This is a genomic window from Mesorhizobium sp. M4B.F.Ca.ET.089.01.1.1 (genome assembly GCF_004022605.1).
GTDB classification, from domain to species: Bacteria; Pseudomonadota; Alphaproteobacteria; order Rhizobiales; family Rhizobiaceae; genus Mesorhizobium; species Mesorhizobium abyssinicae.
The window spans coordinates 1-18,969 of the sequence record NZ_RZOS01000071.1 but is presented as its reverse complement, the minus strand read 5'-3'; the positions used below and the strand labels follow the sequence as shown (position 1 = coordinate 18,969).

Here is an 18,969-nt window from a genome sequence, read left to right as displayed (position 1 = left end):
CTCGCCGGCCCCAGGCCCGCCGGCAGCGTCGGCAGGAACTGCCGCATCAGCGTTTCTGGGATGTCGACGCCGGTAAGCACCTCGCGCAGGCGGCCGACGGCGACGCTGGCCGCGGGATTGCTCCAATAGTAGCGGATGCGATCGCTGTAGCTGTAGTGACGCTGCAGATAGAGGCTGGTCTCGCCGCCATGATAATGGCTGCGCCAATGGCCGGGCGCCGCCAGCATCACCCGCTCCATCGTGCGGGCAAGCGAGCGGTCGCCATAGCCGGGGACCATTTCAGCGGCGATCAGGTCGAGCCCGTAGAGCGCCTCGCGCAAGGCGAAGGTCAGGCCCGGGCCGACCTTGAGGATCGGAAAGCCGTTGGCGACCAGCGCCGCCAGTGCCGCGCGGCTCTGGTAGTCGGTGGAGTGCGCCTCGTAGACGAGCGACGGCTGTTCATCGAGCAGTGCGGTCAGCGCTTTCGATGCTTCCGGCTTGTAGGCGATGACGTTCTCGCTGCCGAACTCGACGCCCGGCTGCACGACCAAAGCGATGACGCGGCCGAACGCTTCACCGAGGCCTTCGCGCGCAAAAATCTCGCGATGGATTTCGATCGTGCGCCGCGCTGCCGCCGCTTCGGTTGGCTTCAGGTCGCTGAGCGCGTGATCGGCGCCGCCGGGGACGGGAACCTCGGTGCCGATGATGTAGAGCGGCAGCGCGCCGCCCTTGGCCCGAGCAGCCTTCTCTGCTGCCTTGGCGAGCCGGGCAGCCCGCGCCGCGATGGTCTCGTCGTCGAGGGCGGCGGGCTCGCCGGCGCAGCCCATCGAGGCGTCGAGATGGATCTTGCTGAAGCCGGCCCAGACATAGGCCGTGACCATGGCTTCGGCCTTGGCCATCGCCTGCGCCGCCGGCTCGGAGCGCCAGGGGTTCGGCCCGAGATGGTCGCCGCCGAAGATGATGCGCGAGGGCTGGAGCCCCTCGCGGCTGGCGATCTCCTGGACGAAGGCGACGAACAGGTCGGGCGTCATCCCGGTATAGCCGCCGAACTGGTTGACCTGGTTGCAGGTCGCCTCGATCAGCAGCATCGAATCCGTGTCGGCGACGGCGCGCCGGATCGCCGACTGGATCACCAGCGGATGCGCCGAGCAGATCGAGGTGATGCCGTAGGGCGATCCTCCCCGGCGCGCGGTGGCGAGGCCTGTCAGCGGATTGGTCATCATGTCGCTCGCGCCGTCCCGGCGATGAAGTCGTCAAGCACGTCGAAGCCGGCCAGGCCTTCCATCGGCCCGCGCCGCGTCACGTTGCGGGCGCCCGCGGCATTGGCATAGAACAGCGCCTTGGCCGGCTCCATCCCCTTGCGCCGGCAGGTGAGGTAGGTGGCGCCGAAACAGTCGCCGGCCCCGGTCGGGTCGACTTCCTCGACCAGGAAGCCGGCGCAGTCGATCCGGCTGCCGTCGGCGCCGAAACGGGTTGAGCCGGCGGCGCCGCGCTTCAGCACGATCTCGCCGACGCCTCTGGCGATCAGCGCCGCCACGGCCTCTTTCTCGTCGTTGACGCCGGCCGCGGCAAGCAGCTCGTCGCCGGAAGGCAGCAGAAGATCGGCGTCGTCGACAAGGGCGGCAAGCAGCGCCCCGTCGGCCCCGTCGATCAGCTCCTTGCGCACATTCGGGTCGAAGGAGGTCGAGCCGCCGCGGCCGCGCACCGCCTTCGCGGCATAGGCGACGATCTCCTTCAGCCCCGCTACCGACAGAGTCGAGCCCATGACGTGCAGATGGCCGGCACCGTCCGCCAGTTGTCGCGCCTCCGGTGTGAGGCGGATCTGCCCGGCGGCGGATTCGGCGATGTTGTAGACGAAGTCCCTGCCGCCGTCCGGCCTGTAGCGGACGAAGGCACTTCCGGTCGGGAAGCGGTCGCTGACCGACACGGCCGAAATGTCGACGCCGTCGCGCTTCAGCCGTTCCAGATTGATGGTGCCGAAATCGTCGCGGCCGACGCAGGCGACGATGCCGGCGCCGCCGCCGAGCTTCGCCACCTGGTCGATGAAGATCGCCGGCGCGCCGCTCGGATAGGGACCCATCAGCGCCAGCGGCTCGAGGAAGCCGAGACCCTGCTCGGTCGCCATGATCTCGACCAGGATCTCGCCGGCGACAATTGTCGGCCCCGCGGCTTCGGCGGCGATCTCGCTTCGGCGGCTCATTCCTGCAATTTCCTTCTCTCCCTCAGCCTTGCCGGGCGCTGACCACGCCGCGCCCCGGCTGCACGATAGCGCCAGGCTGTAGCCGGGGTAAATCGCGGCGAAGGCGAAGTCAACAGAAACTACACGCATGTTCATTTATTTTAATGCGCGCGAAGCCTTATGTGTAACGCATTTCGATGAAAATTTTACCGTCAGGCGAGGGCGGGGCGTCGAAAATCAACGCGCAAGCGGCTTGACTCAAAAATTCCTGTGGCGCAATAGAATATATACGCATGTTCACTTACACATGCGCATTCGTAAAGGAGGAGACGAAATGCCAACGCGTAAGCTTATCGGGGTTCTCGTTGTATCGGCCGCAGCCTCGGCGCTGGCGGCAGGCGCCGCGCCCGCCACGGAAATCACCGTCGCCACGGTCAACAATGGCGACATGATCATTATGCAGAAGCTGTCGCCGGAGTGGGAGAAGGCGACCGGCAACAAGGTCAACTGGGTCACGCTCGAAGAGAACGTGCTGCGCGAGCGCGTCACCACCGACATCGCCACCAAGGGCGGCCAGTTCGACGTGCTCACCATCGGCGGCTACGAGACGCCGATCTGGGGCAAGGCCGGCTGGCTGACGTCGCTCAACGATCTCGGCGACGACTATGACTATGACGACCTGATCGCGCCGGTTCGCAACGGCCTGACCGTCGACGGCAAGCTCTACGCAGTGCCGTTCTATGCCGAAAGCTCGTTCACGCTCTACCGCAAGGACCTGTTCGACGCCGCCGGCCTGAAGATGCCGGAGCAGCCGACCTACGATCAGATCACGGAATTTGCCGACAAGCTCACCGACAAGTCGAAGGAGCAGTACGGGCTCTGCCTGCGCGGCAAGCCGGGCTGGGGTGAGAACATGGCCTTCGTCGGCACGCTGGTGAACACATTCGGCGGCCAGTGGTTCGACATGGACTGGAAGCCGCAGATCAATTCCGACGCGTGGAAGAAGGCGATCGGCTGGTATGTCGACACCATGAAGAAGGATGGACCTCCCGGCATCAGCTCCAACGGCTTCAACGAGAACCAGACGCTGTTCGCCTCCGGTCATTGCGCCATGTGGATCGACGCCACGTCCGCGGCGGGCCGCGTCTATGACCCGAAGCAGAGCAAGGTCGCCGACAAGGTCGCCTTCGCCAAGGCGCCGGTCGCGGTCACCCCCAACGGTTCGGCCTGGGGCTGGGCCTGGAGCCTCGCCATCCCGGCCTCGACCAAGAAGGCGGACGCGGCGAAGTCCTTTGTCAAATGGGCGACCTCGAAGGCCTATGTCCAGCGCGTCGGCGAGACCGAAGGCTGGGTGGCGGCGCCGCCCGGAACCCGCAAGTCCACCTATGCCAGCGCCGACTACCAGAAGGCGGCGCCCTTCGCCGCGACGGTGCTTTCGGCGATCGAATCCGCCGATCCGACCAAGCAGACCAAGGACCCGGTCCCCTATACCGGCATCCAGTTCGTCGCCATCCCTGAATTCCAGGGCATTGGCACGCAGGTCGGCCAGGCGGTTGCCGCCGCGGTCACCGGCGAGCAGTCGGTCGATGACGCGCTGAATGGCGTCCAGGCCGAGGTGGAGCGCACGATGACGGAAGCGGGCTACATCAAATAGCGCCCTAACTAGCCAGGGGCGCAAAGCGTGCCGCCCCTGGCGATCCGGCCCGCCCAGACCTCCCGTTGCAGCGGGCCCGGAGGATGCACGGATGCCGCAAGAGCAAAGCGGGTCCGTGCGTTCCGCGCCGGCTGACAGGCAACTTTCTGGGCCGCCCGGATATCGTTTTCGAAATTTTGGAAAGTTGGACATGAAGCTGAACAACAGGACTGCCCTCATCACCGGCGGCGCGCGCGGCATCGGCCTTGGCTTTGCGCAAGCCTACGCCCGCGAGGGTGCCAGGGTGGTGATCGCCGATATCGATATCGGACGTGCGACCGCTGCCGCCGCCGCGATCGGTCCGGCGGCCAGCGCGAAGAAGCTCGACGTAACCGATCTCGCCGCGATCGAGAGCGTTGCCGCCGAGGTCGACCGCGAGTTCGGCGGCATCGACATCCTCGTCAACAACGCCGCCATCTTTGACATGGCGCCGATTACCGACATTACCGAGGCGAGCTACGAGAAGGTCTTCGGCATCAACCTCAAGGGGCCACTGTTCATGATGAAGGCCGTCGCCAATCTGATGATAGCGCGCGGCCGTGGCGGCAAGATCATCAACATGGCGAGCCAGGCCGGTCGCCGCGGCGAGGCGCTGGTGACGCTCTACTGCGCCTCCAAGGCGGCGATCATCTCGGCCACGCAGTCGGCGGCACTGGCGCTGGTCAAGCACGGCATCAACGTCAACGCGATCGCGCCCGGTGTCGTCGACGGCGAGCATTGGGACGTCGTCGACGCCCACTTCGCCCGCTGGGAGGGCCTGAAGCCGGGCGAGAAGAAAGCGGCAGTGGCGAAGTCCGTGCCGATCGGGCGCTTCGCGCGGCCGGAGGACATTGCCGGGCTCGCCGTCTTCCTCGCCTCGTCCGACAGTGATTACATCCTCGCCCAGACCTACAATGTCGACGGCGGCAACTGGATGAGCTGAGGCGTTGCCATCCCGTTAAGCCGCCTCGGCAGGGAGAATGACATGAAAGCCATCCGATTTGCCGCAGCGGGCGTTGCCGGCATGGCGGAGCTGGACATGCCGGAGATCGCGCCGGGGCACGCTCTGGTCAGGGTCCGCGCCGCCGGGCTTTGCCACACCGACATCGAGGTCCTGCACGGCCGCTATGGCGAAGGCGCGTTCCCGCTGGTTCCCGGCCATGAATATGCCGGAACCGTCGAGGCGGTCGCCGCCGACGTCACCTCCGTGAAGCCCGGCGACCGCGTCGCCATCGATCCCAACATTCCCTGTGGCCACTGCACTGCCTGCCGGAAGGGACTCACCAATCTGTGCGCCTCGCTGAAAGCATACGGCGTGACTGCCAACGGCGGCTTCGCCGAATTTAGCCTCGTCGCCGTCGGTCACCTGCATGACATCGGCGATCTCGGCTTCGCCACCGCCGCGCTCGCCGAGCCGCTCGCCTGCGTGCTGAACGGTCTCGGCGCCGCCGGCATCGAGCCAGGCGCAGGCGCGCGCGGCACTGCGCTGGTCTTCGGCGCCGGCCCGATCGGCCTGCTGCTGGCTCTGTCGCTGAAGGCGAGGGGGGTGGTGAGCGTCGCAGTCGCCGACATCAGCAAGCCCCGGCTTGCCTTCGCCGGGGCGCTCGGGCTGGAACCGCTGGTGTCCGGATCGCAGGCGCTGGCGGCAAGGGCGAAAGGCTTCGACTTCGTCGCCGACGCCACCGGCGTCGCCGGCGTGGTCGAAGGCATGGTCGGCTTCACAGCCGATGGCGGCACGGCGCTCGTCTTCGGCGTCTGCGCGCCCGACGCCAGGATCTCGGTCGCGCCTTTCGAGATCTTCCGCCGCCAGATCAGGCTGGCCGGCTCGCATTCGCTGAACCGCAACATCCCGCAGGCGCTCGACATCCTCAAGCGCGACGACGGCACCATGGCGCGGCTGGTCAGCCACCGATTGCCGCTTGCCGAGCTTTTGCCCTTCTTCGCCAAGAGCGGCGGCGATCCGGCGACGATGAAAGTGCAGTTTTCGGCGGACATGTGAGTGAAAACGCGCGGCCACTCCCATCGACTTGTAAACTGGCCTGGCGCGGTCGAAGCGTTGCAGCTTTGCGCGAGATGATGACTCACGTAGAGAGTGGCGGGAAGGGTCGAACAGGGGGCCTGTGAATGGCAAAGACGATCAGGACGATGGAGGATTTCTCGGACTTCGTCGGCTTGTCTCGCACGACCGTTTCCAAATATTTCAACGATCCCAACTCGGTCAGGAAGAACACGCGCAGCGCCATCGAGGCGGCGCTGAAGAAATCCGATTTCCGACCGAGCATGTTCGCGGTCAACCTCAATCGCCGCCGCAGCAACATCCTGGGCGTCATCATCCCGAATTCGACCGACCCGTTCTACATGGCGCTGACGCGCCGCATCGAGCTGATCGCCAACGAGGCAGGCTTCCTGGCCTTCGTGCTGTCCTCCGACGGGCGCGCCGAGATGGAAGACCAGGCGATCCAGACGTTCCGCTCGATGAACATCGCCGGCGCCATCATCGCGCCGCTCGGCGTGCAGTCGCACCACCGCATCCTGGCCGAGCTCGGCGCCTCGATCCCGCTGATCTATGTCGACTCGCCGCTCGACCAGACCTCCTCTTTCGTCGGCACCGACAACCGGCAGAGTTTCAGGCTGATCGTCGACTACCTCTGCCGGTCTGGCGAGCCGCCCTGCTACTTCGCCATGCCGCTGGTCAACAACAACGCCTCCGCCAGGCAGGAGGCCTATGTCGAGGCCATGCACCAGTTCAAGATGACGCCGCGCATCGTGCCGGTCGCGGACGCCCGCTCGTGGGATTTCGAGAAGTTCGGCTATGACGAGGCGACGCGCATCCTGAAGGCCGGCGGTTTCCCGACCAAAACGGTGCTGTGCGCCAACGACCGCGTCGCCTTCGGCGTACTCGGCGCCGCCTTTCAGCTCGGCCTCAAGGTGGGACATGGCGCTGATTGCGACCTGCGGGTCGCCGGGCACGACGACCACCCGCTGTCGCGCTACGCCTGCCCGCCGATCACGACGGTGGCGCAGAACTACAACGAGATTGGCCGTCTCGCCATCGAACTGCTGCTCGAGCGGCTGGACGAAAAATCCTCGGCCAAGCGCGGCGACGCCCGCATCCTGCTCAACGCCGAGCTGATGCTGCGCAGTTCGGCGTGAAGGTGGGCTACCGATCCACCATCGACATGGTTCGCTCGTTGTAGCGCGGTCCGGAAATCCTGTCGGGAGTCAGCGCCATATCGAGCAGCAGCATCTCGGTGGCGTCGAGCCCGATGTCGGCGGCGGCGACATTCTCCTCCAGGTATGTCCGGCGCTTGGTGCCGGGGATCGGCACGAGGTCGATGCCGAACTCCGGGCCCTTGGCGAGCAGCCAGGCAATCGCGATTTGGCCAGGCTTCACGCCCCTGGCGGCGGCCACGTCGCGCACCGCGCTGGCGGCCGCGACATTGGCGTCGAAATTCTCGCCCTGGTAGCGCGGGTCCCCGCGCCGGAAATCGCCCTCCGGATAGTCTTCGGCGCGCTTGACGTCGCCGGCGAGGAAGCCGCGTCCGAGCGGCGCGAACGGCACCAGGCCGATACCGAGGTCCTTCAGCAGCGGAATGATCTCGGGCTCGAGATTGCGCTCCCACAGCGAATATTCGCTCTGCAGCGCCGAAACCGGATGCGCCGCATGGGCGCGGCGGATGTTGGCGATGCCAGCCTCCGACAGGCCGAAGAAGCGCACCTTGCCCTCGGCCACCAGCTCGCCGACCGTGCCCGCAACATCCTCCATCGGGACGCCGGGGTCGACGCGGTGCTGGTAGAGGAGGTCGATATGGTCGGTGTCGAGCCGCTTCAGCGACGCCTCCACCACCTCGCGAATGTGCTCGGGCCGGCTGTCGCGACCGGTGCCGTCCTGCTTGCCGTCCACGATGCGAAACCCGAACTTGGTGGCGATGATGACCTTATCGCGCCGGCCCTTCAGCGCGCGGCCGAGCAGCTCCTCGTTGATGAACGGCCCGTAGACCTCGGCCGTGTCGAGGAAGGTGCAGCCGAGCTCGATCGCCCTGTGCAGCGTCGCGATCGATTCCGCCTCGTCGGCCGGTCCGTAGGACTGGCTCATGCCCATGCAGCCGAGGCCGACCGCCGAGACGACGAGCCCCTGGTTGCCGAGTTTCTGCTTGCCCAGGCTCATCGTCTTGCTCCGGTCGAATTTGCAACCCGGCTAAACTATAGGGTTCGAAGGCGAGGCGTCCAGCGGCAGGGCCTTAGGCCCGTGGCAGCAGCCTGCGCATGATCAGCGAGGCCTGACCGCCGACGCCGTGGGCCGCCGGCCTGCGCTCGACCGCCTCGAAGCCGTGCTTTTGGTAGAAGGCGATCGCCCGGTCGTTACCCTCGATCACTTCCAGCGCGATGCTGGGAATTCCCGCATGGGCGGCCAGCACGGCGTGCAGCAGATCGGTCGCCAGACCGGTGCCGCACTCGTTCGGTTCGATGTGCAGCCGGTCGAGCATGACGTCGCCGCCGTCGTCCATCGCCGCCATCGCATAACCGGCGATCGAGCCGTCGGGCCGCTCGGCGACGAAGGACATCTTGTCGTTATCCTCGAGTTCCGCCGCCAGCTTCTCCGGCGCGTGCTTGTCGTCGGAGAGCCGCGCCGTGGTGTCGGCGCCCATGATCGGCGAATAGGTCCGTCGCCAGGACTGGCCGAGCAGCCGCGAGACGGCTGCGAGGTCGTTCTTGGTCATCGCGCGGATCTGGGTCATGTTCCTCTCCTTGTTCAGCTCAAGAAGATATAGCGGCGGGCTGGCCACAGCCAATCTCCCCCCTTGAGGGGGAGATGTCGCCGAAGGCGACAGAGGGGGTCGCCGCGCGTGAAGAGCCGACGCTCTGTGCGACGAAGACAGGGGTTTGGAGATCTATGTTAGACGACCCCCTCTGGCCTGCCGGCCATCTCCCCCTCGAGGGGGGAGATCAGCCTCATCGCACCCGCCAAATTGACTCCCCCGCCGCTCTCCGCCATCCTTATGGCCAGCCGCCGCTCCTAGGCTGCATAGATGTGTGAGCCCATGGCCAGTTCCGTCGCCAGAGAAAACTCCCGCCGCGCCGCGGTGAAGAAGGCGCTCGACCGCCACAAGGTGTATGTCACCGCGCAAAGCTTCTCCGGTGGCACATACAGCGCGCGCGTGCTGGTCGACGGCGAGGCCTATTGGGTCGATGAGTTCCGGCTGAGCCAGCTCAGGCAAGGGCTGACCCCGGCTGAGCTCGAGCTCACGCCGGCCGCCGACGATTGAGTTTTCACGGATGATCATGGCAAGGCTGGCGGGACAGCGCCCCCCTCTGTCCTGCCGGACATCTCCCCCGCAAGGGGGGAGATTGGCTGTTCCGGCGCCGGCCCTCATTGTTCAACGTTGGCGATTGGCGAAAGCCGGCGCGACGTCTGATCTCCCCCCAAGTGGGGGAGATGGCCGGCAGGCCAGAGGGGGGCGCGAAGGAGCTCGGCTTTTGCCTTTGGCGGGCGCCGGTTGCTGATGCCCTCCAACCTCAAACCCTACCGCGCCAAGCGCGAATTCAGCCGCACGCCGGAGCCGGTGGGCGGGTTTGTCTTCGATGCGGGCAACCGCTTCGTCGTCCACAAGCACCATGCCACCGCCGACCACTACGATCTGCGCCTCGAGGTCGGCGGCGTGCTGAAGAGCTGGGCGGTGCCGCGCGGGCCCTCGCTCAACCCGGCCGACAAGCGCCTCGCCGTCGAGACCGAGGACCATCCGCTCGAATACATCGACTTCGAGGGCGTCATCCCCGAGGGCGAATATGGCGGCGGGCCGATGATCGTCTGGGACACCGGCACCTGGGCGCCGATGGAGGATGTCGAGAAGTCGCTTCGCACCGGCGCCTTCAAGTTCCGCCTGGCCGGCGAGAAGCTGAACGGCGGCTGGATGCTGACCAGGCTGAAGCCAAAACCCGGCGAGGACGAAGCGAAGAAGAACTGGCTCTTGTTCAAGGAGCGCGACCTCGCTTCCGATACCAAGCTCGACATCCTCGAAGCGCGGCCGGAAAGCGTGAAGTCCGGCCGCCGCATCGAGGAACTGGTGGCGCCGCCGAGGAAGGCCGAGCGTCTGCCGCCGAAAGCCGGCTCGCTGAAGCCCGGCGCGCTGCCCGGCGCCGTCAAGGCCGCACCGCCTTCCCGCATCGAGCCGCAGCTCGCCACCCAGGTGCCGAAGCCGCCGGGCGGCGAGGGGCCGGCGGAAAACACCAGCGAGCTCTGGCTGCACGAAATCAAGTTCGACGGTTACCGCACCATGGCCCATGTCGTGGATGGCGAGGTCAGGCTGATCACCCGCGGCGGCATCGACTGGACGAAGCGCTATGGCGACCTGCCGCAAGCCTTCGCCAGGCTGCCGGTCAGCCAGGCAATCATCGACGGCGAGATCATGGTTCTCGACGAGAAGGGCATTTCCCGCTTCGCGCTGCTGCAGGACGCGCTCTCGGCCGGCGCCGGCAGCAAATTGCATTTCTACGCCTTCGACCTCCTCCACCTCGACGGCTGGGACCTGCGCAAGGCGCCGCTGCGGAAGCGTAAGGCGCTGCTTGCCGAACTGCTCGCCGGCCAGGCTGCCAACGCCGCCATCCAGTTCAGCGACCATGTCGAGGGCGACGGGCAGGGTCTCTACGAACAGGCCTCGGACCTTGGGCTGGAAGGCGTCGTCTCCAAGCGCGCCGACGCCAGCTACCAGAGTGGCCGCACTAAGAGCTGGACCAAGGTGAAGGCGCAAAGGACGGATGATTTCGTCATCGCCGGCTATACCGTGTCCGACCGCGCGGAAGGTCTGGCGGCGCTGGGAATGGCCGAGTTCGAAAACGGCGAATTGCACTATCGCGGCAAGGTCGGCACTGGCTTCGACCGCGATATGGCGACCGACCTGCTTGCCCGGCTGGAGCGGCTGACCGCCGGCGCCACGCCGCCCGAGGGCGCGCCGCGCGAGATCATGCGCGAGATGCATTGGGTGAAGCCGCTGCTGTCGGCACGCATCCGCTATTCCAACCGCACCGCCGACAATGCGATCCGCCACGGCGTCTTTCGCGGATTGCGCGATGTCGGCGGACTGACGACGCCGGCGCCGGTCAAGCGCAAGCGGCTGATCGCCGAATCCGACCTCGCCACCATCTGGGTCACCAATCCGGAGCGCCGGCTGTTCGGCAAGACCGGGCCAACCAAGCTCGACATTGCCGTCTACTACGCGCTGGTGGGCGATTTCATGCTGCCGCACATCATCGGCCGCCCGGTGTCGCTGGTGCGCTGCCCCACCGGAAAGCCGCAGGATTGCTTCTTCCAGCGCCACGCCTTCACCGGCATGCCGCCCTCGGTCGTCACCTTCGGGGCCACCAACTCCGAAGGCGAGACCAAGTCCTATCTCTCGGTCGAAGGGGCAAAGGGCTATCTGGCGCTGGCCCAGTTCGGGGTGGTGGAGTTCCACACCTGGGGCACGCATCGCACCAGCCTCGACAAGCCTGACCAGATCGTTTTCGACCTCGATCCGGGCGAGGGGATCACCTGGCGCGAGGTGGTGGAGGCCGCCGTCCACATCAAGGGCGGGCTGGAGGGCCTGGGGCTGGTGCCCTTCGCGAAAACCTCCGGCGGCAAGGGCATCCACATCACCGTGCCGGTGACCAGAAAGCAGAACTGGAAGAAGCTGCACCAAGCCTCGAGCGCCATCTCGACTTATCTGGCGGCAAGCGCGCCCGACACCTTCACCACCACCATGGGCAAGGAAAACCGCAAGCGCCGCATCTTCATCGACTTCCACCGCAACGCCCGCGGCCACACCTCCGCTGCGCCTTATTCGCTGCGCGCCCGCACCAACCTGCCGGCCTCGACCCCGGTAAGCTGGGCGGATCTCGAGACGATCGACGCGCCAGAGGACCTCAACTACGCCTCGCTGCCGGGGCTCTTGGAGACGTCGGGCGATCCCTGGGCGGAGATCGACGAGGCGGCAAGGGATTTGCCGGTGATGGAGGGGAGGTAGGCCATGCATGAGGCGAAGCCCTCGCGTCTTTCGTCATCCTAGGGTCTGCGCGCGTCGCTTCGCTCCTTGCTCCGCCCTAGGATGACGAAGCATTAAAGGCTTTCGGCAACTCAGCGTCTCAGTTTCATCTCCATCGACGCTTCCTACAATTTGAACTATTCTCCGCGCCAACCCGCCCCAGAAAACATTTCGTCAGGAATTCGGCAGTACACTCAGGGGTCGGTGTAGGATTTCCACGGCGCCAACCGTCCTTGAGCGGGAGCGCTGCAACGAGCATGGTTCCAAAAAGTGGGAACCGGTTTTTGGACAAGACCATGCTCCAAGATAAAGTCAGTGCATGGCCGCGTAGGAGTTCATCATGGCGCCCAGGGCAAGTTGGAAAGGTTACCTCAAGCTCAGCCTCGTCAGCTGTCCGGTCCGGCTCTATCCGGCCACCAGCGCGAGCGAACGCATTGCGTTCAACCAGCTGCATAAGAAGACCCACAACCGCATCAACATGAAGCCGGTCGATCCCGAGCTAGGGCTGGTCGAGCGCTCGGATCTGGTCAAGGGTTACGAATACGAGGACAAGCAATACATCATCATCGATGATGCCGACCTCGATGCGGTCAGGATCGAATCCAACCACACGATGAACATCGAGGCCTTCGTCGACGAAGGCGAGGTCGATGTCATCTATCAGGACTCGCCCTATTACCTGGCTCCCGACGGAGCCATGGCCGAAGAGACCTTCGCCGTGCTGCGCGAGGCGATGCGCCAATCCGGCAAGCTGGCGATCGCGCGCCTCGTGCTGTCCAGCCGTGAGCGCGTGGTGACGATCGGCGCGCGCGAGAACGGCATGTTCGTCTGCACCTTGAGGAATCCCAACGAAGTGCGCGGCACGGCTGAATATTTCGGCAACATCCCGGCCGGCAAGCCGGACCCCGAAATGTTGCAGCTGGCCGAGGCGCTGATCAAGCAGAAGGAGACCACCTTCGATCCGAAGAACTACGAGGATCGCTACGAGGTGGCGCTGATGGCAATGATCCGCGAGAAGCTGAAGGGCCACAAGCCGATCATCGCGGCGGCGCCCGAGCGCGGCAACGTCATCAACCTGATGGATGCGCTGAAGGCGAGCCTGTCGCAGTCCGCCAAGCCGCCGGCCAAGTCGAAGAGCAAGGCCGAGGAGGCGCCGGCAAAACCCGCCGCCAAGAAGGCCGCCGCCGGCGGCGCGCCTGAAAACCCGCTGAAGGCGAACCTGTTGAAGGCCGTCGGCAAGAGCAAGAAGTGACGGCAGGGCCAGTCATCGTTCCCGGCGCCGTCTTCGGCGCCGTCGGCGCGCTGGCCGCCTTTCCGCTCCGGCTCGCCGCGCGCGAGGTCGAGCGCCGCCATGCCGAGCTGAGGCGCGGCGTCACGCGGCGCACGACGCATGTCGTCTTTGGCCGCACGCTGCTGGCAAAAGCCGCGACGGGCAGGACAGGCGATGCCGAGATCGTGCGCCGAACGAATGCGGAGCGCGAAGCCGGCCGCGCGCTGATCAGCGAGAACGGGTTCCTGCGCCTGCTCGGCCTGATGAAGGCGCCGGAAGCCTCGTCGCTGTCCAGGCAGTCGCTCATCGACCAGTCGCGGCTTGCCGGCGACGATCTCGACATGCTGTCGCTGTTCGACGCCTTCGAGCACGACGGCGAGCCCTATTCCTTCCGCGATCTGATCCTGGCCCGCAAATATGCCGGGCTGATCGCCAGCGGCGCCACCTGGGGCGCCATCGCGCGCTCCGTCCACCGCTCCGGCCCGGTCGCCTCGCTCACCGCCAAGTCGCTCAATGTCGGGTCGCAGCATGGTCGTCCCGATGCGATCTACCTCGACGAGGGTCTGAGCGAACTCGACGGCCAGCTGCTGTTCGATCTGGGCAGTCCTGAAGACGATACCCTGGAGGAACTCTTCGCCGAGGCGGAGACCGCGGAAGAGGAGGAGCGCCATGATGACGCGGCCACGCTCTACCAGCGCTGCCTGGCGATCGACCCCAGCGATGCCATCGCCGCCTTCAATCGCGCCAACTGCCTGCGCGGCGCCAGCCGCGTGGCGGAAGCCGCGCACGACTATGCGCGGGCGATCAAGCTCGATCCCGGCTTCGTCGAGGCCTGGTTCAACCTCGCCGGCCTGATGAGCGACGAGGGCAAGGTGGCCTCGGCCCGCCGCCATCTTCAGAAGGCGATCACGCTCGACAAGGCTTATGCCGACCCGGTGTTCAATTTGGCGCGGTTGGAGTTCGACGCGGGGAATTTTCCCGAAGCCCGCCGGCTTTGGGCGCGCTATCTGGAATTGGATACCGACTCCGAATGGGCGAGGCTGGCGCGGAAGGGCATACAGTTCGTGGATCTGCACATGGCGCGGACAGCGGGGTGACAATGATTGGCGAAGGCCGTCGCGACAGCCAATCTCCCCCCTTGTGGGGGAGATGTCCGGCAGGACAGAGGGGGGCGCTGTCCCGCCAGCCTCTCAACGGCTCGCGGCGGCGACCTCTAAGATTTTCGGTTTGTAAATGCCGAAGTCGGCGTTCCTTCGCGCCCCCCTCTGGCCTGCCGGCCATCTCCCCCACAAGGGGGGAGATCAGCAGCTTCGCCGTCGCGCCGAGCACAGCCCCATGACCCACTTCCTCTTCGACGGCTTCGACACCGCTCCCGTCAGCATCCTGCTCGCCCACGGCGCCGGCGCCGCGATGGATTCGCCCTCGATGACCGCCACCGCCAAGGCTCTGGCCACAGCCGGTTTTCAGGTCGCGCGCTTCGAGTTCCACTACATGGCCGCCCGCCGCTACGGCCATCGCAAGCCGCCGCCGCGCGCCGAGACGGTGAATCCTGAATACATCAGGGCGATCGCCGACCTGCGCGCCAAGGGTGTCACGGGAAAGCTCATCATCGGCGGCAAGTCGATGGGCGGACGGGTGGCGTCTATGGTCGCCGACGAGATATTTGAAAAAGGCGAGATCGCCGGGCTGGTCTGCCTCGGCTATCCCTTCCATCCGCCGGCCAAGCCCGAGCAGCTGAGGACAAAACATCTCCTCGGCCTCAAGACGCCGACGCTGATTTTCCAGGGCAGGCGCGACGAGTTCGGCACAAAGGACGAGGTGGCGACCTACGGTCTCTCCGACGCAATCGAGATGATCTGGCTGGAGGATGGTGACCACGATCTGAAGCCGCGCAAGGCGATCTCGGGTTTTTCGACCGCGGATCATTTGAGGACGATGGCGGAGAGGGTGAAGGCTTGGGCAGAGGGGCTTTAGGGCGGTCGCTTCGACCCTGATTGGACATTCTTTGGCGTCTGCGCTGCCCGTCATCTGGCTGCCGCCATCTTCTCCCCGTAAACGGGGAGAAGGGCGCTGTCGCCTCCGGTTTCGCCAATCGCCAGCGTTGCAGGAAACGCGCCGGCGTCACGGCCAGCCACCTTCTCCCCGTTAACGGGGAGAAGGTGCCGGCAGGCGGATGAGGGGCAGCGCTAACGCTGAAGGGCTAGCTCCAATGCTCCTCGTAAGGCGGCCACTTGCCGCGCATGCCGGCTTCTTGTTCTGATGACCCAAATGAAAATCGCCACCTTCAACATCAACAACATCAACAGACGGCTGGAAAACCTGCTGGCATGGCTCGCCAAAGCAAAGCCCGATGTGGTCTGCCTGCAGGAACTCAAGGCGCGCGACATACAGTTTCCGCAGACCAGGCTCGCCAAGGCCGGCTACGGCGCAGTGTGGAAGGGCGAGCCGACCTGGAACGGCGTCGCCATTCTGGCAAAGGGCGCAGAACCCGTGCTGACGCGCGACGCGCTGCCCGGCGACGAGGCCGATCGCCAGGCGCGCTACATCGAGGCGGCGGTCGACGGCGTCGTTGTTGGCTGCCTCTACGCGCCGAACGGCAACCCGCAACCGGGGCCGAAATTCGACTACAAGCTCGCCTGGCACGAGCGCTTCGCCGCGCATGCCGGTCAGTTGCTCGATACCGGCCTGCCGGTCGCGCTCGCCGGCGACTACAACATCGTGCCAGAGCCGCGCGACATCTACCCGACCCGCTCCTATGACGACAACGCGCTGGTGCAGCCTCAAAGCCGCGCCGCTTTCGCCGCGCTGATCGAGCAGGGCTGGACCGACGCGCTGCGCAAGGCCTTCCCGAAGCAGACGCTCTACACATTCTGGGATTACCGCCGCAACCGCTGGCCCCGCGACGCCGGCTTGCGGCTCGACCACATCCTGTTGTCGAAGAAGCTCGCCCGCAACCTGAAGGCGGCCGGCATAGACCGGGATGTGCGCGGGCAGGACGACGCCAGCGATCATGCGCCGGTGTGGGTGGAGGTGGAGAACTGACCTCGCGGCGGCCGCGATCCTTCGCGCCCCCCTGTGCAGCCACCACATCGCAAGCTAGGGTGCCGCAATCATCCCCGCCGAGGCTTCTACTTGCCCAGCCTGACCGTCGTCATCTCCTGTATCCTTCTCGCTGCCGCAGCGTTGCTTGCCTTTCTCGTCTGGCAGGCGCGCGAGCGCCGGCGGATGCGGCGCCGGGCCGATCCCAGTCGTGACTACGCGGTGCGCTCGACCTGGCAAGCCACCGGCGGCAAGCTCAACTTCTCCTCTTATGTCTACATGGATGTCGATGGCGACGGGGTCTATGGCCTCGCCGACCGGCCGATGGCCGGCATCATGGTGCGGCTTTACGACGAGCGCGGCGGCTTCATCGCCGCGGCGCGAACAAACCCCGCCGGCTTCGCCAATTTCCCGATGTCGTCCAGGCGCCGCAGGGCCAGGATCCGCGCGGCCGGCACCTACCGCTTCTCGGTCTCGGTGCCGCCCGGCTGGCGCGCCAGCAGCGCCAACGAGAACCAGTCGATACGCCTGCGGGAGGTGCCCGGCTCCGTGGCTGGCCTCGTCGGAGAGGACTTGCCGAAACCGGTCGGCCTTGCGCCCGGGCGGTTCCTGAACGGCAGGGTCCCGGCCGCCATAGAGGCGACGCTATCGGTGATGGCCAAAGGCCAGGTCCTTGAAAGCCGAACGCTTGTTCCCGGCGCAGGCTTCCGCTTCGCGCTTGCCGGCGAGGCTGATGCGATTGTGGTGACCGGCGGCGGTCTCGACCGGCAGCTAGCGCTGTCAGCCTATCCGACCGATCTTGGCCTGCTCACGCCCACCGCCCTCGCGCCTGGTGCGGCACTCAGCACCATCGGCTTCGACGACATCACCACGCGCGGCCTGCGCAAGGTTCCCACGGGCCATGCCGGGCTCTCCTGGCGCAATATCAACGCCATGGCGAGCGACAACACCAAGAACAGCGAGGGCTACGTCAACGGCAATGTCTCGGGCGATTACATCGCCTATACGAGCAGCGGCCATCAGGCGGAATTCGGCCGGCAACAGCCCTTCGGCCTGCATTCGATGATGCTGACCGCAGCTTGGCTGGCGTCGGAGGGGGAGACGGCGCTGGTCGAAAGCTGGCTGGGCGACGCGTTGATCGCGAGTGACGAGATCACGCTGTCGGCGCTGACGCCGTGTCACTACGCGCCGATGCTGAAGGCCGTGACCCGTGTTCGTCTGTCGACGAAACACCATTGGCAGCTTGTGGTGGATGACCTGGTGCTGGTCCTCTAGGGAGCAATTCCAGGAAAAATGCGTAGCGGTTTTCCGTCCGGAATTGCGTCAAAACAATATTTAGAGGCCGGCGAGGGATCAGATCAGGTTGTTCGAACCCGCGCCATTGGCGGTGATCGCCGAAAGCCTGTCCTTCTTGACGAGCACGAGCTTCACATAGGTTTTCTTCATGGTCTAGTCCTCGAAATGTGCCCGGATGGATAGTGTCGGCGTTTGCTTTGGCGCACTCGCGCCGGATCAGCCTGCCGGCCCTATCGGGCCGGAGCCGCCATTGCCCGCCGTCACCGCCGACAGCCTGTCTTTCTTGACCAGCATCGGCTTCTCATAAATCTTCTTCATGCCCACACTCTCCAATATCCGGAGCCACCTCTCGAAAGGCCGACAGTGCTCGCTTACCGACGAACACTGTCACTAGCCAGCGCTCTTGCTGGGTGGATCAGCCTGGGATCGGCGTGGAACCGCCGTTGCCCGCCGTCACTGCCGAAAGCCGGTCCTTCTTGACCAGCATCGGCTTCTCATAGGTCTTCTTCATTTCATGGCCTCCGACATTCCAACTGCATAATGTCAAATTGGGCCACGCCACGATGCTCGAGGCGCTAGCCGGCTGAAATCATTGGGGGATGGGGGTGGAACCGCCGTTGCCCGCCGTCACCGCCGAAAGCCTGTCCTTCTTGAGCAGGACCGGCTTTTCATAGGTCTTCTTCATATCCAACTCTCCATTAATCGCGGTCGGATGATGTCAGACTCTCGTCCCCTGTCAACCTGAAGGCCCGATGTTGCCGTCTATTCTTGGGGAATCCGGCGTTTCTTCTGTCGTTATCCCAGTTGCGTTGCATCAAAGACACTCCGTGAACCCGGATAGTCACGTCGGCTGGCGCGAAGGTCTGCCGGCTGGGGCACTGTTCTGCCGAGCGGATGCACGGATCACAATTTTAATCCTGCACGTGTGATTTCCGACACTTAGCCTGCGCGGAAAGCTGGGCTAGGATGTCGAGATGGTCTTCTCCATGCGCGGAGAGGGTGGCCGGGGGGCATCATATGAACAGATCGACGGACAGGTTGCTCTCGCTTCCCTTGCTGGCGGCGGCCATCGCCTGCGTCATGCATGCCTGGCCGTTTCTGGCCACCGGAGCCGGGAGCCTCGCGCATCCGCTGGCCGATTCCGCCTCGATGCGGCTGACCGGCTTCCTGGTGGCGGCGCTCGCTCTGGTGGTCGGCGCGTTGCTGTTCCTCGCCGGCCTTCTGCCGGGACGGCCGGCGCATCAGGCCGGAGCGCCACTGTTCGGCCGTGCGGCGGAGGTGCAGGAGCTCGGCCGGCCGCATCTCAGGCGCTTCTTCCAGGTCCTGCCGGCGGTCACTGTGCTGGCGCTGCTCGCCGACCAGCCTTGGCGGGGCGGCGAGGCGGCGAACGAACCGAAGGGCGGACAGGATGTCGTCAGCGCGCCGCCGGCCCTCGCAACGCCGCCGGCGGAGCTGGCTCTAGCGCCCGCGCCACCGGAGCAGGCGGTAAAGACGCTGCCTGCGGCTGAGCCAGCGC

Annotated in this window: 18 protein-coding genes and 1 pseudogene; 12 read left to right on the top strand and 7 right to left on the bottom strand. The window is 65.7% G+C overall.

What is annotated here, in order from left to right; genetic code table 11:
* Together EN780_RS10065 and EN780_RS10060 are read right to left on the bottom strand one after the other, a co-directional pair.
* Positions 1-1,199 (bottom strand): D-tagatose-bisphosphate aldolase, class II, non-catalytic subunit (locus EN780_RS10065; RefSeq protein ID WP_128273468.1); only part of this gene is annotated, 1,199 nt, incomplete at its 3' end.
* Complete coding sequence (locus EN780_RS10060; protein ID WP_128273466.1) at positions 1,199-2,179, bottom strand: sugar kinase; 981 nt, start codon at positions 2,177-2,179, stop codon at positions 1,199-1,201. The genes EN780_RS10060 and EN780_RS10065, both read right to left, overlap by 1 nt.
* Before the next feature lie 313 nt (positions 2,180-2,492).
* Between EN780_RS10060 and EN780_RS10055 the strand changes: the two genes are divergently transcribed.
* The 4 genes from EN780_RS10055 (at position 2,493) to EN780_RS10040 (ending at position 6,983) form a co-directional block, all read left to right on the top strand.
* Positions 2,493-3,812 (top strand): sugar ABC transporter substrate-binding protein, encoded by a 1,320-nt coding sequence (locus EN780_RS10055; protein ID WP_189556469.1) that lies wholly within the window; start codon positions 2,493-2,495, stop codon positions 3,810-3,812.
* A gap of 190 nt (positions 3,813-4,002) precedes the next feature.
* Complete coding sequence (locus EN780_RS10050) at positions 4,003-4,773, top strand: L-iditol 2-dehydrogenase (RefSeq protein WP_128273464.1); 771 nt, start codon at positions 4,003-4,005, stop codon at positions 4,771-4,773.
* Positions 4,774-4,815: 42 nt separating this feature from the next.
* Positions 4,816-5,829 carry a zinc-dependent alcohol dehydrogenase family protein gene (locus tag EN780_RS10045; RefSeq protein ID WP_128273462.1) on the top strand — a complete coding sequence of 338 codons (1,014 nt, stop codon included), beginning with the start codon at positions 4,816-4,818 and terminating at the stop codon, positions 5,827-5,829.
* A gap of 146 nt (positions 5,830-5,975) precedes the next feature.
* Positions 5,976-6,983, top strand: a complete 1,008-nt coding sequence (locus EN780_RS10040) for a LacI family DNA-binding transcriptional regulator (RefSeq protein ID WP_189556470.1) — start codon at positions 5,976-5,978, stop codon at positions 6,981-6,983.
* Between the two features lie 7 nt (positions 6,984-6,990).
* Here EN780_RS10040 and EN780_RS10035 read toward each other — a convergent pair whose 3' ends face one another.
* On the bottom strand, positions 6,991-7,998 hold the full coding sequence (locus tag EN780_RS10035; RefSeq protein WP_128273458.1) for an aldo/keto reductase: 1,008 nt from the start codon (positions 7,996-7,998) through the stop codon (positions 6,991-6,993).
* A gap of 73 nt (positions 7,999-8,071) precedes the next feature.
* Entirely contained in the window at positions 8,072-8,569 is a 498-nt protein-coding gene (locus EN780_RS10030) for a GNAT family N-acetyltransferase (RefSeq protein ID WP_128273456.1), read from the bottom strand.
* 303 nt (positions 8,570-8,872) lie between these two features.
* Between EN780_RS10030 and EN780_RS10025 the strand changes: the two genes are divergently transcribed.
* The 7 genes from EN780_RS10025 to EN780_RS09990 all read left to right on the top strand — a co-directional run bounded on the left by EN780_RS10025 (position 8,873) and on the right by EN780_RS09990 (position 17,432).
* Positions 8,873-9,097 (top strand): hypothetical protein, encoded by a 225-nt coding sequence (locus EN780_RS10025; protein WP_127286561.1) that lies wholly within the window; start codon positions 8,873-8,875, stop codon positions 9,095-9,097.
* 237 nt (positions 9,098-9,334) lie between these two features.
* Positions 9,335-11,830 (top strand): DNA ligase D, encoded by a 2,496-nt coding sequence (gene ligD, locus EN780_RS10020; RefSeq protein ID WP_128273454.1) that lies wholly within the window; start codon positions 9,335-9,337, stop codon positions 11,828-11,830.
* Positions 11,831-12,188: 358 nt separating this feature from the next.
* Positions 12,189-13,100: a Ku protein gene (locus EN780_RS10015; RefSeq protein ID WP_127394150.1), complete on the top strand. Its 912-nt coding sequence runs from the start codon at positions 12,189-12,191 to the stop codon at positions 13,098-13,100.
* The gene (locus EN780_RS10010) at positions 13,097-14,215 is read left to right on the top strand and encodes a tetratricopeptide repeat protein (protein ID WP_128273452.1); all 1,119 of its coding nucleotides are present in this window, start codon (positions 13,097-13,099) and stop codon (positions 14,213-14,215) included. The genes EN780_RS10015 and EN780_RS10010 overlap by 4 nt, the downstream gene beginning before the upstream one ends.
* A gap of 238 nt (positions 14,216-14,453) precedes the next feature.
* Positions 14,454-15,092: an alpha/beta family hydrolase gene (locus tag EN780_RS10005; RefSeq protein ID WP_128273450.1), complete on the top strand. Its 639-nt coding sequence runs from the start codon at positions 14,454-14,456 to the stop codon at positions 15,090-15,092.
* Positions 15,093-15,386: 294 nt separating this feature from the next.
* Positions 15,387-16,160, top strand: coding sequence for an exodeoxyribonuclease III (locus EN780_RS09995; RefSeq protein WP_128273470.1), 774 nt, complete (start codon positions 15,387-15,389; stop codon positions 16,158-16,160).
* Positions 16,161-16,250: 90 nt separating this feature from the next.
* Positions 16,251-17,432 carry a hypothetical protein gene (locus EN780_RS09990; RefSeq protein WP_128273448.1) on the top strand — a complete coding sequence of 394 codons (1,182 nt, stop codon included), beginning with the start codon at positions 16,251-16,253 and terminating at the stop codon, positions 17,430-17,432.
* Positions 17,433-17,669: 237 nt separating this feature from the next.
* On the opposite strand, the gene EN780_RS09985 is transcribed toward EN780_RS09990, so the two are convergent.
* The 3 genes from EN780_RS09985 to EN780_RS09975 form a co-directional block, all read right to left on the bottom strand.
* Positions 17,670-17,771 (bottom strand): putative RiPP precursor, encoded by a 102-nt coding sequence (locus EN780_RS09985; protein WP_127286951.1) that lies wholly within the window; start codon positions 17,769-17,771, stop codon positions 17,670-17,672.
* A 97-nt stretch (positions 17,772-17,868) separates the two neighbouring features.
* The gene (locus EN780_RS09980) at positions 17,869-17,964 is read right to left on the bottom strand and encodes a putative RiPP precursor (RefSeq protein ID WP_127286952.1); all 96 of its coding nucleotides are present in this window, start codon (positions 17,962-17,964) and stop codon (positions 17,869-17,871) included.
* Positions 17,965-18,042: 78 nt separating this feature from the next.
* Positions 18,043-18,138: a putative RiPP precursor gene (locus tag EN780_RS09975; RefSeq protein ID WP_187331514.1), complete on the bottom strand. Its 96-nt coding sequence runs from the start codon at positions 18,136-18,138 to the stop codon at positions 18,043-18,045.
* Between the two features lie 332 nt (positions 18,139-18,470).
* Here EN780_RS09975 and EN780_RS09970 point away from each other — a divergent pair.
* A pseudogene (locus EN780_RS09970) lies at positions 18,471-18,969 on the top strand (WD40 repeat domain-containing protein); the annotation flags it as partial.

Bases quoted from the DNA above. Each gene is read 5' to 3' on its own strand.
- EN780_RS10060 (WP_128273466.1), bottom strand. From the start codon at position 2,179: ATGAGCCGCCGAAGCGAGATCGCCGCCGAAGCCGCGGGGCCGACAATT.
- EN780_RS10055 (WP_189556469.1), top strand. From the start codon at position 2,493: ATGCCAACGCGTAAGCTTATCGGGGTTCTCGTTGTATCGGCCGCAGCC.
- EN780_RS10050 (WP_128273464.1), top strand. From the start codon at position 4,003: ATGAAGCTGAACAACAGGACTGCCCTCATCACCGGCGGCGCGCGCGGC.
- EN780_RS10045 (WP_128273462.1), top strand. From the start codon at position 4,816: ATGAAAGCCATCCGATTTGCCGCAGCGGGCGTTGCCGGCATGGCGGAG.
- EN780_RS10040 (WP_189556470.1), top strand. From the start codon at position 5,976: ATGGAGGATTTCTCGGACTTCGTCGGCTTGTCTCGCACGACCGTTTCC.
- EN780_RS10035 (WP_128273458.1), bottom strand. From the start codon at position 7,998: ATGAGCCTGGGCAAGCAGAAACTCGGCAACCAGGGGCTCGTCGTCTCG.
- EN780_RS10030 (WP_128273456.1), bottom strand. From the start codon at position 8,569: ATGACCCAGATCCGCGCGATGACCAAGAACGACCTCGCAGCCGTCTCG.
- EN780_RS10025 (WP_127286561.1), top strand. From the start codon at position 8,873: ATGGCCAGTTCCGTCGCCAGAGAAAACTCCCGCCGCGCCGCGGTGAAG.
- ligD (WP_128273454.1), top strand. From the start codon at position 9,335: ATGCCCTCCAACCTCAAACCCTACCGCGCCAAGCGCGAATTCAGCCGC.
- EN780_RS10015 (WP_127394150.1), top strand. From the start codon at position 12,189: ATGGCGCCCAGGGCAAGTTGGAAAGGTTACCTCAAGCTCAGCCTCGTC.
- EN780_RS10005 (WP_128273450.1), top strand. From the start codon at position 14,454: ATGACCCACTTCCTCTTCGACGGCTTCGACACCGCTCCCGTCAGCATC.
- EN780_RS09995 (WP_128273470.1), top strand. From the start codon at position 15,387: ATGAAAATCGCCACCTTCAACATCAACAACATCAACAGACGGCTGGAA.
- EN780_RS09985 (WP_127286951.1), bottom strand. From the start codon at position 17,771: ATGAAGAAGATTTATGAGAAGCCGATGCTGGTCAAGAAAGACAGGCTG.
- EN780_RS09980 (WP_127286952.1), bottom strand. From the start codon at position 17,964: ATGAAGAAGACCTATGAGAAGCCGATGCTGGTCAAGAAGGACCGGCTT.
- EN780_RS09975 (WP_187331514.1), bottom strand. From the start codon at position 18,138: ATGAAGAAGACCTATGAAAAGCCGGTCCTGCTCAAGAAGGACAGGCTT.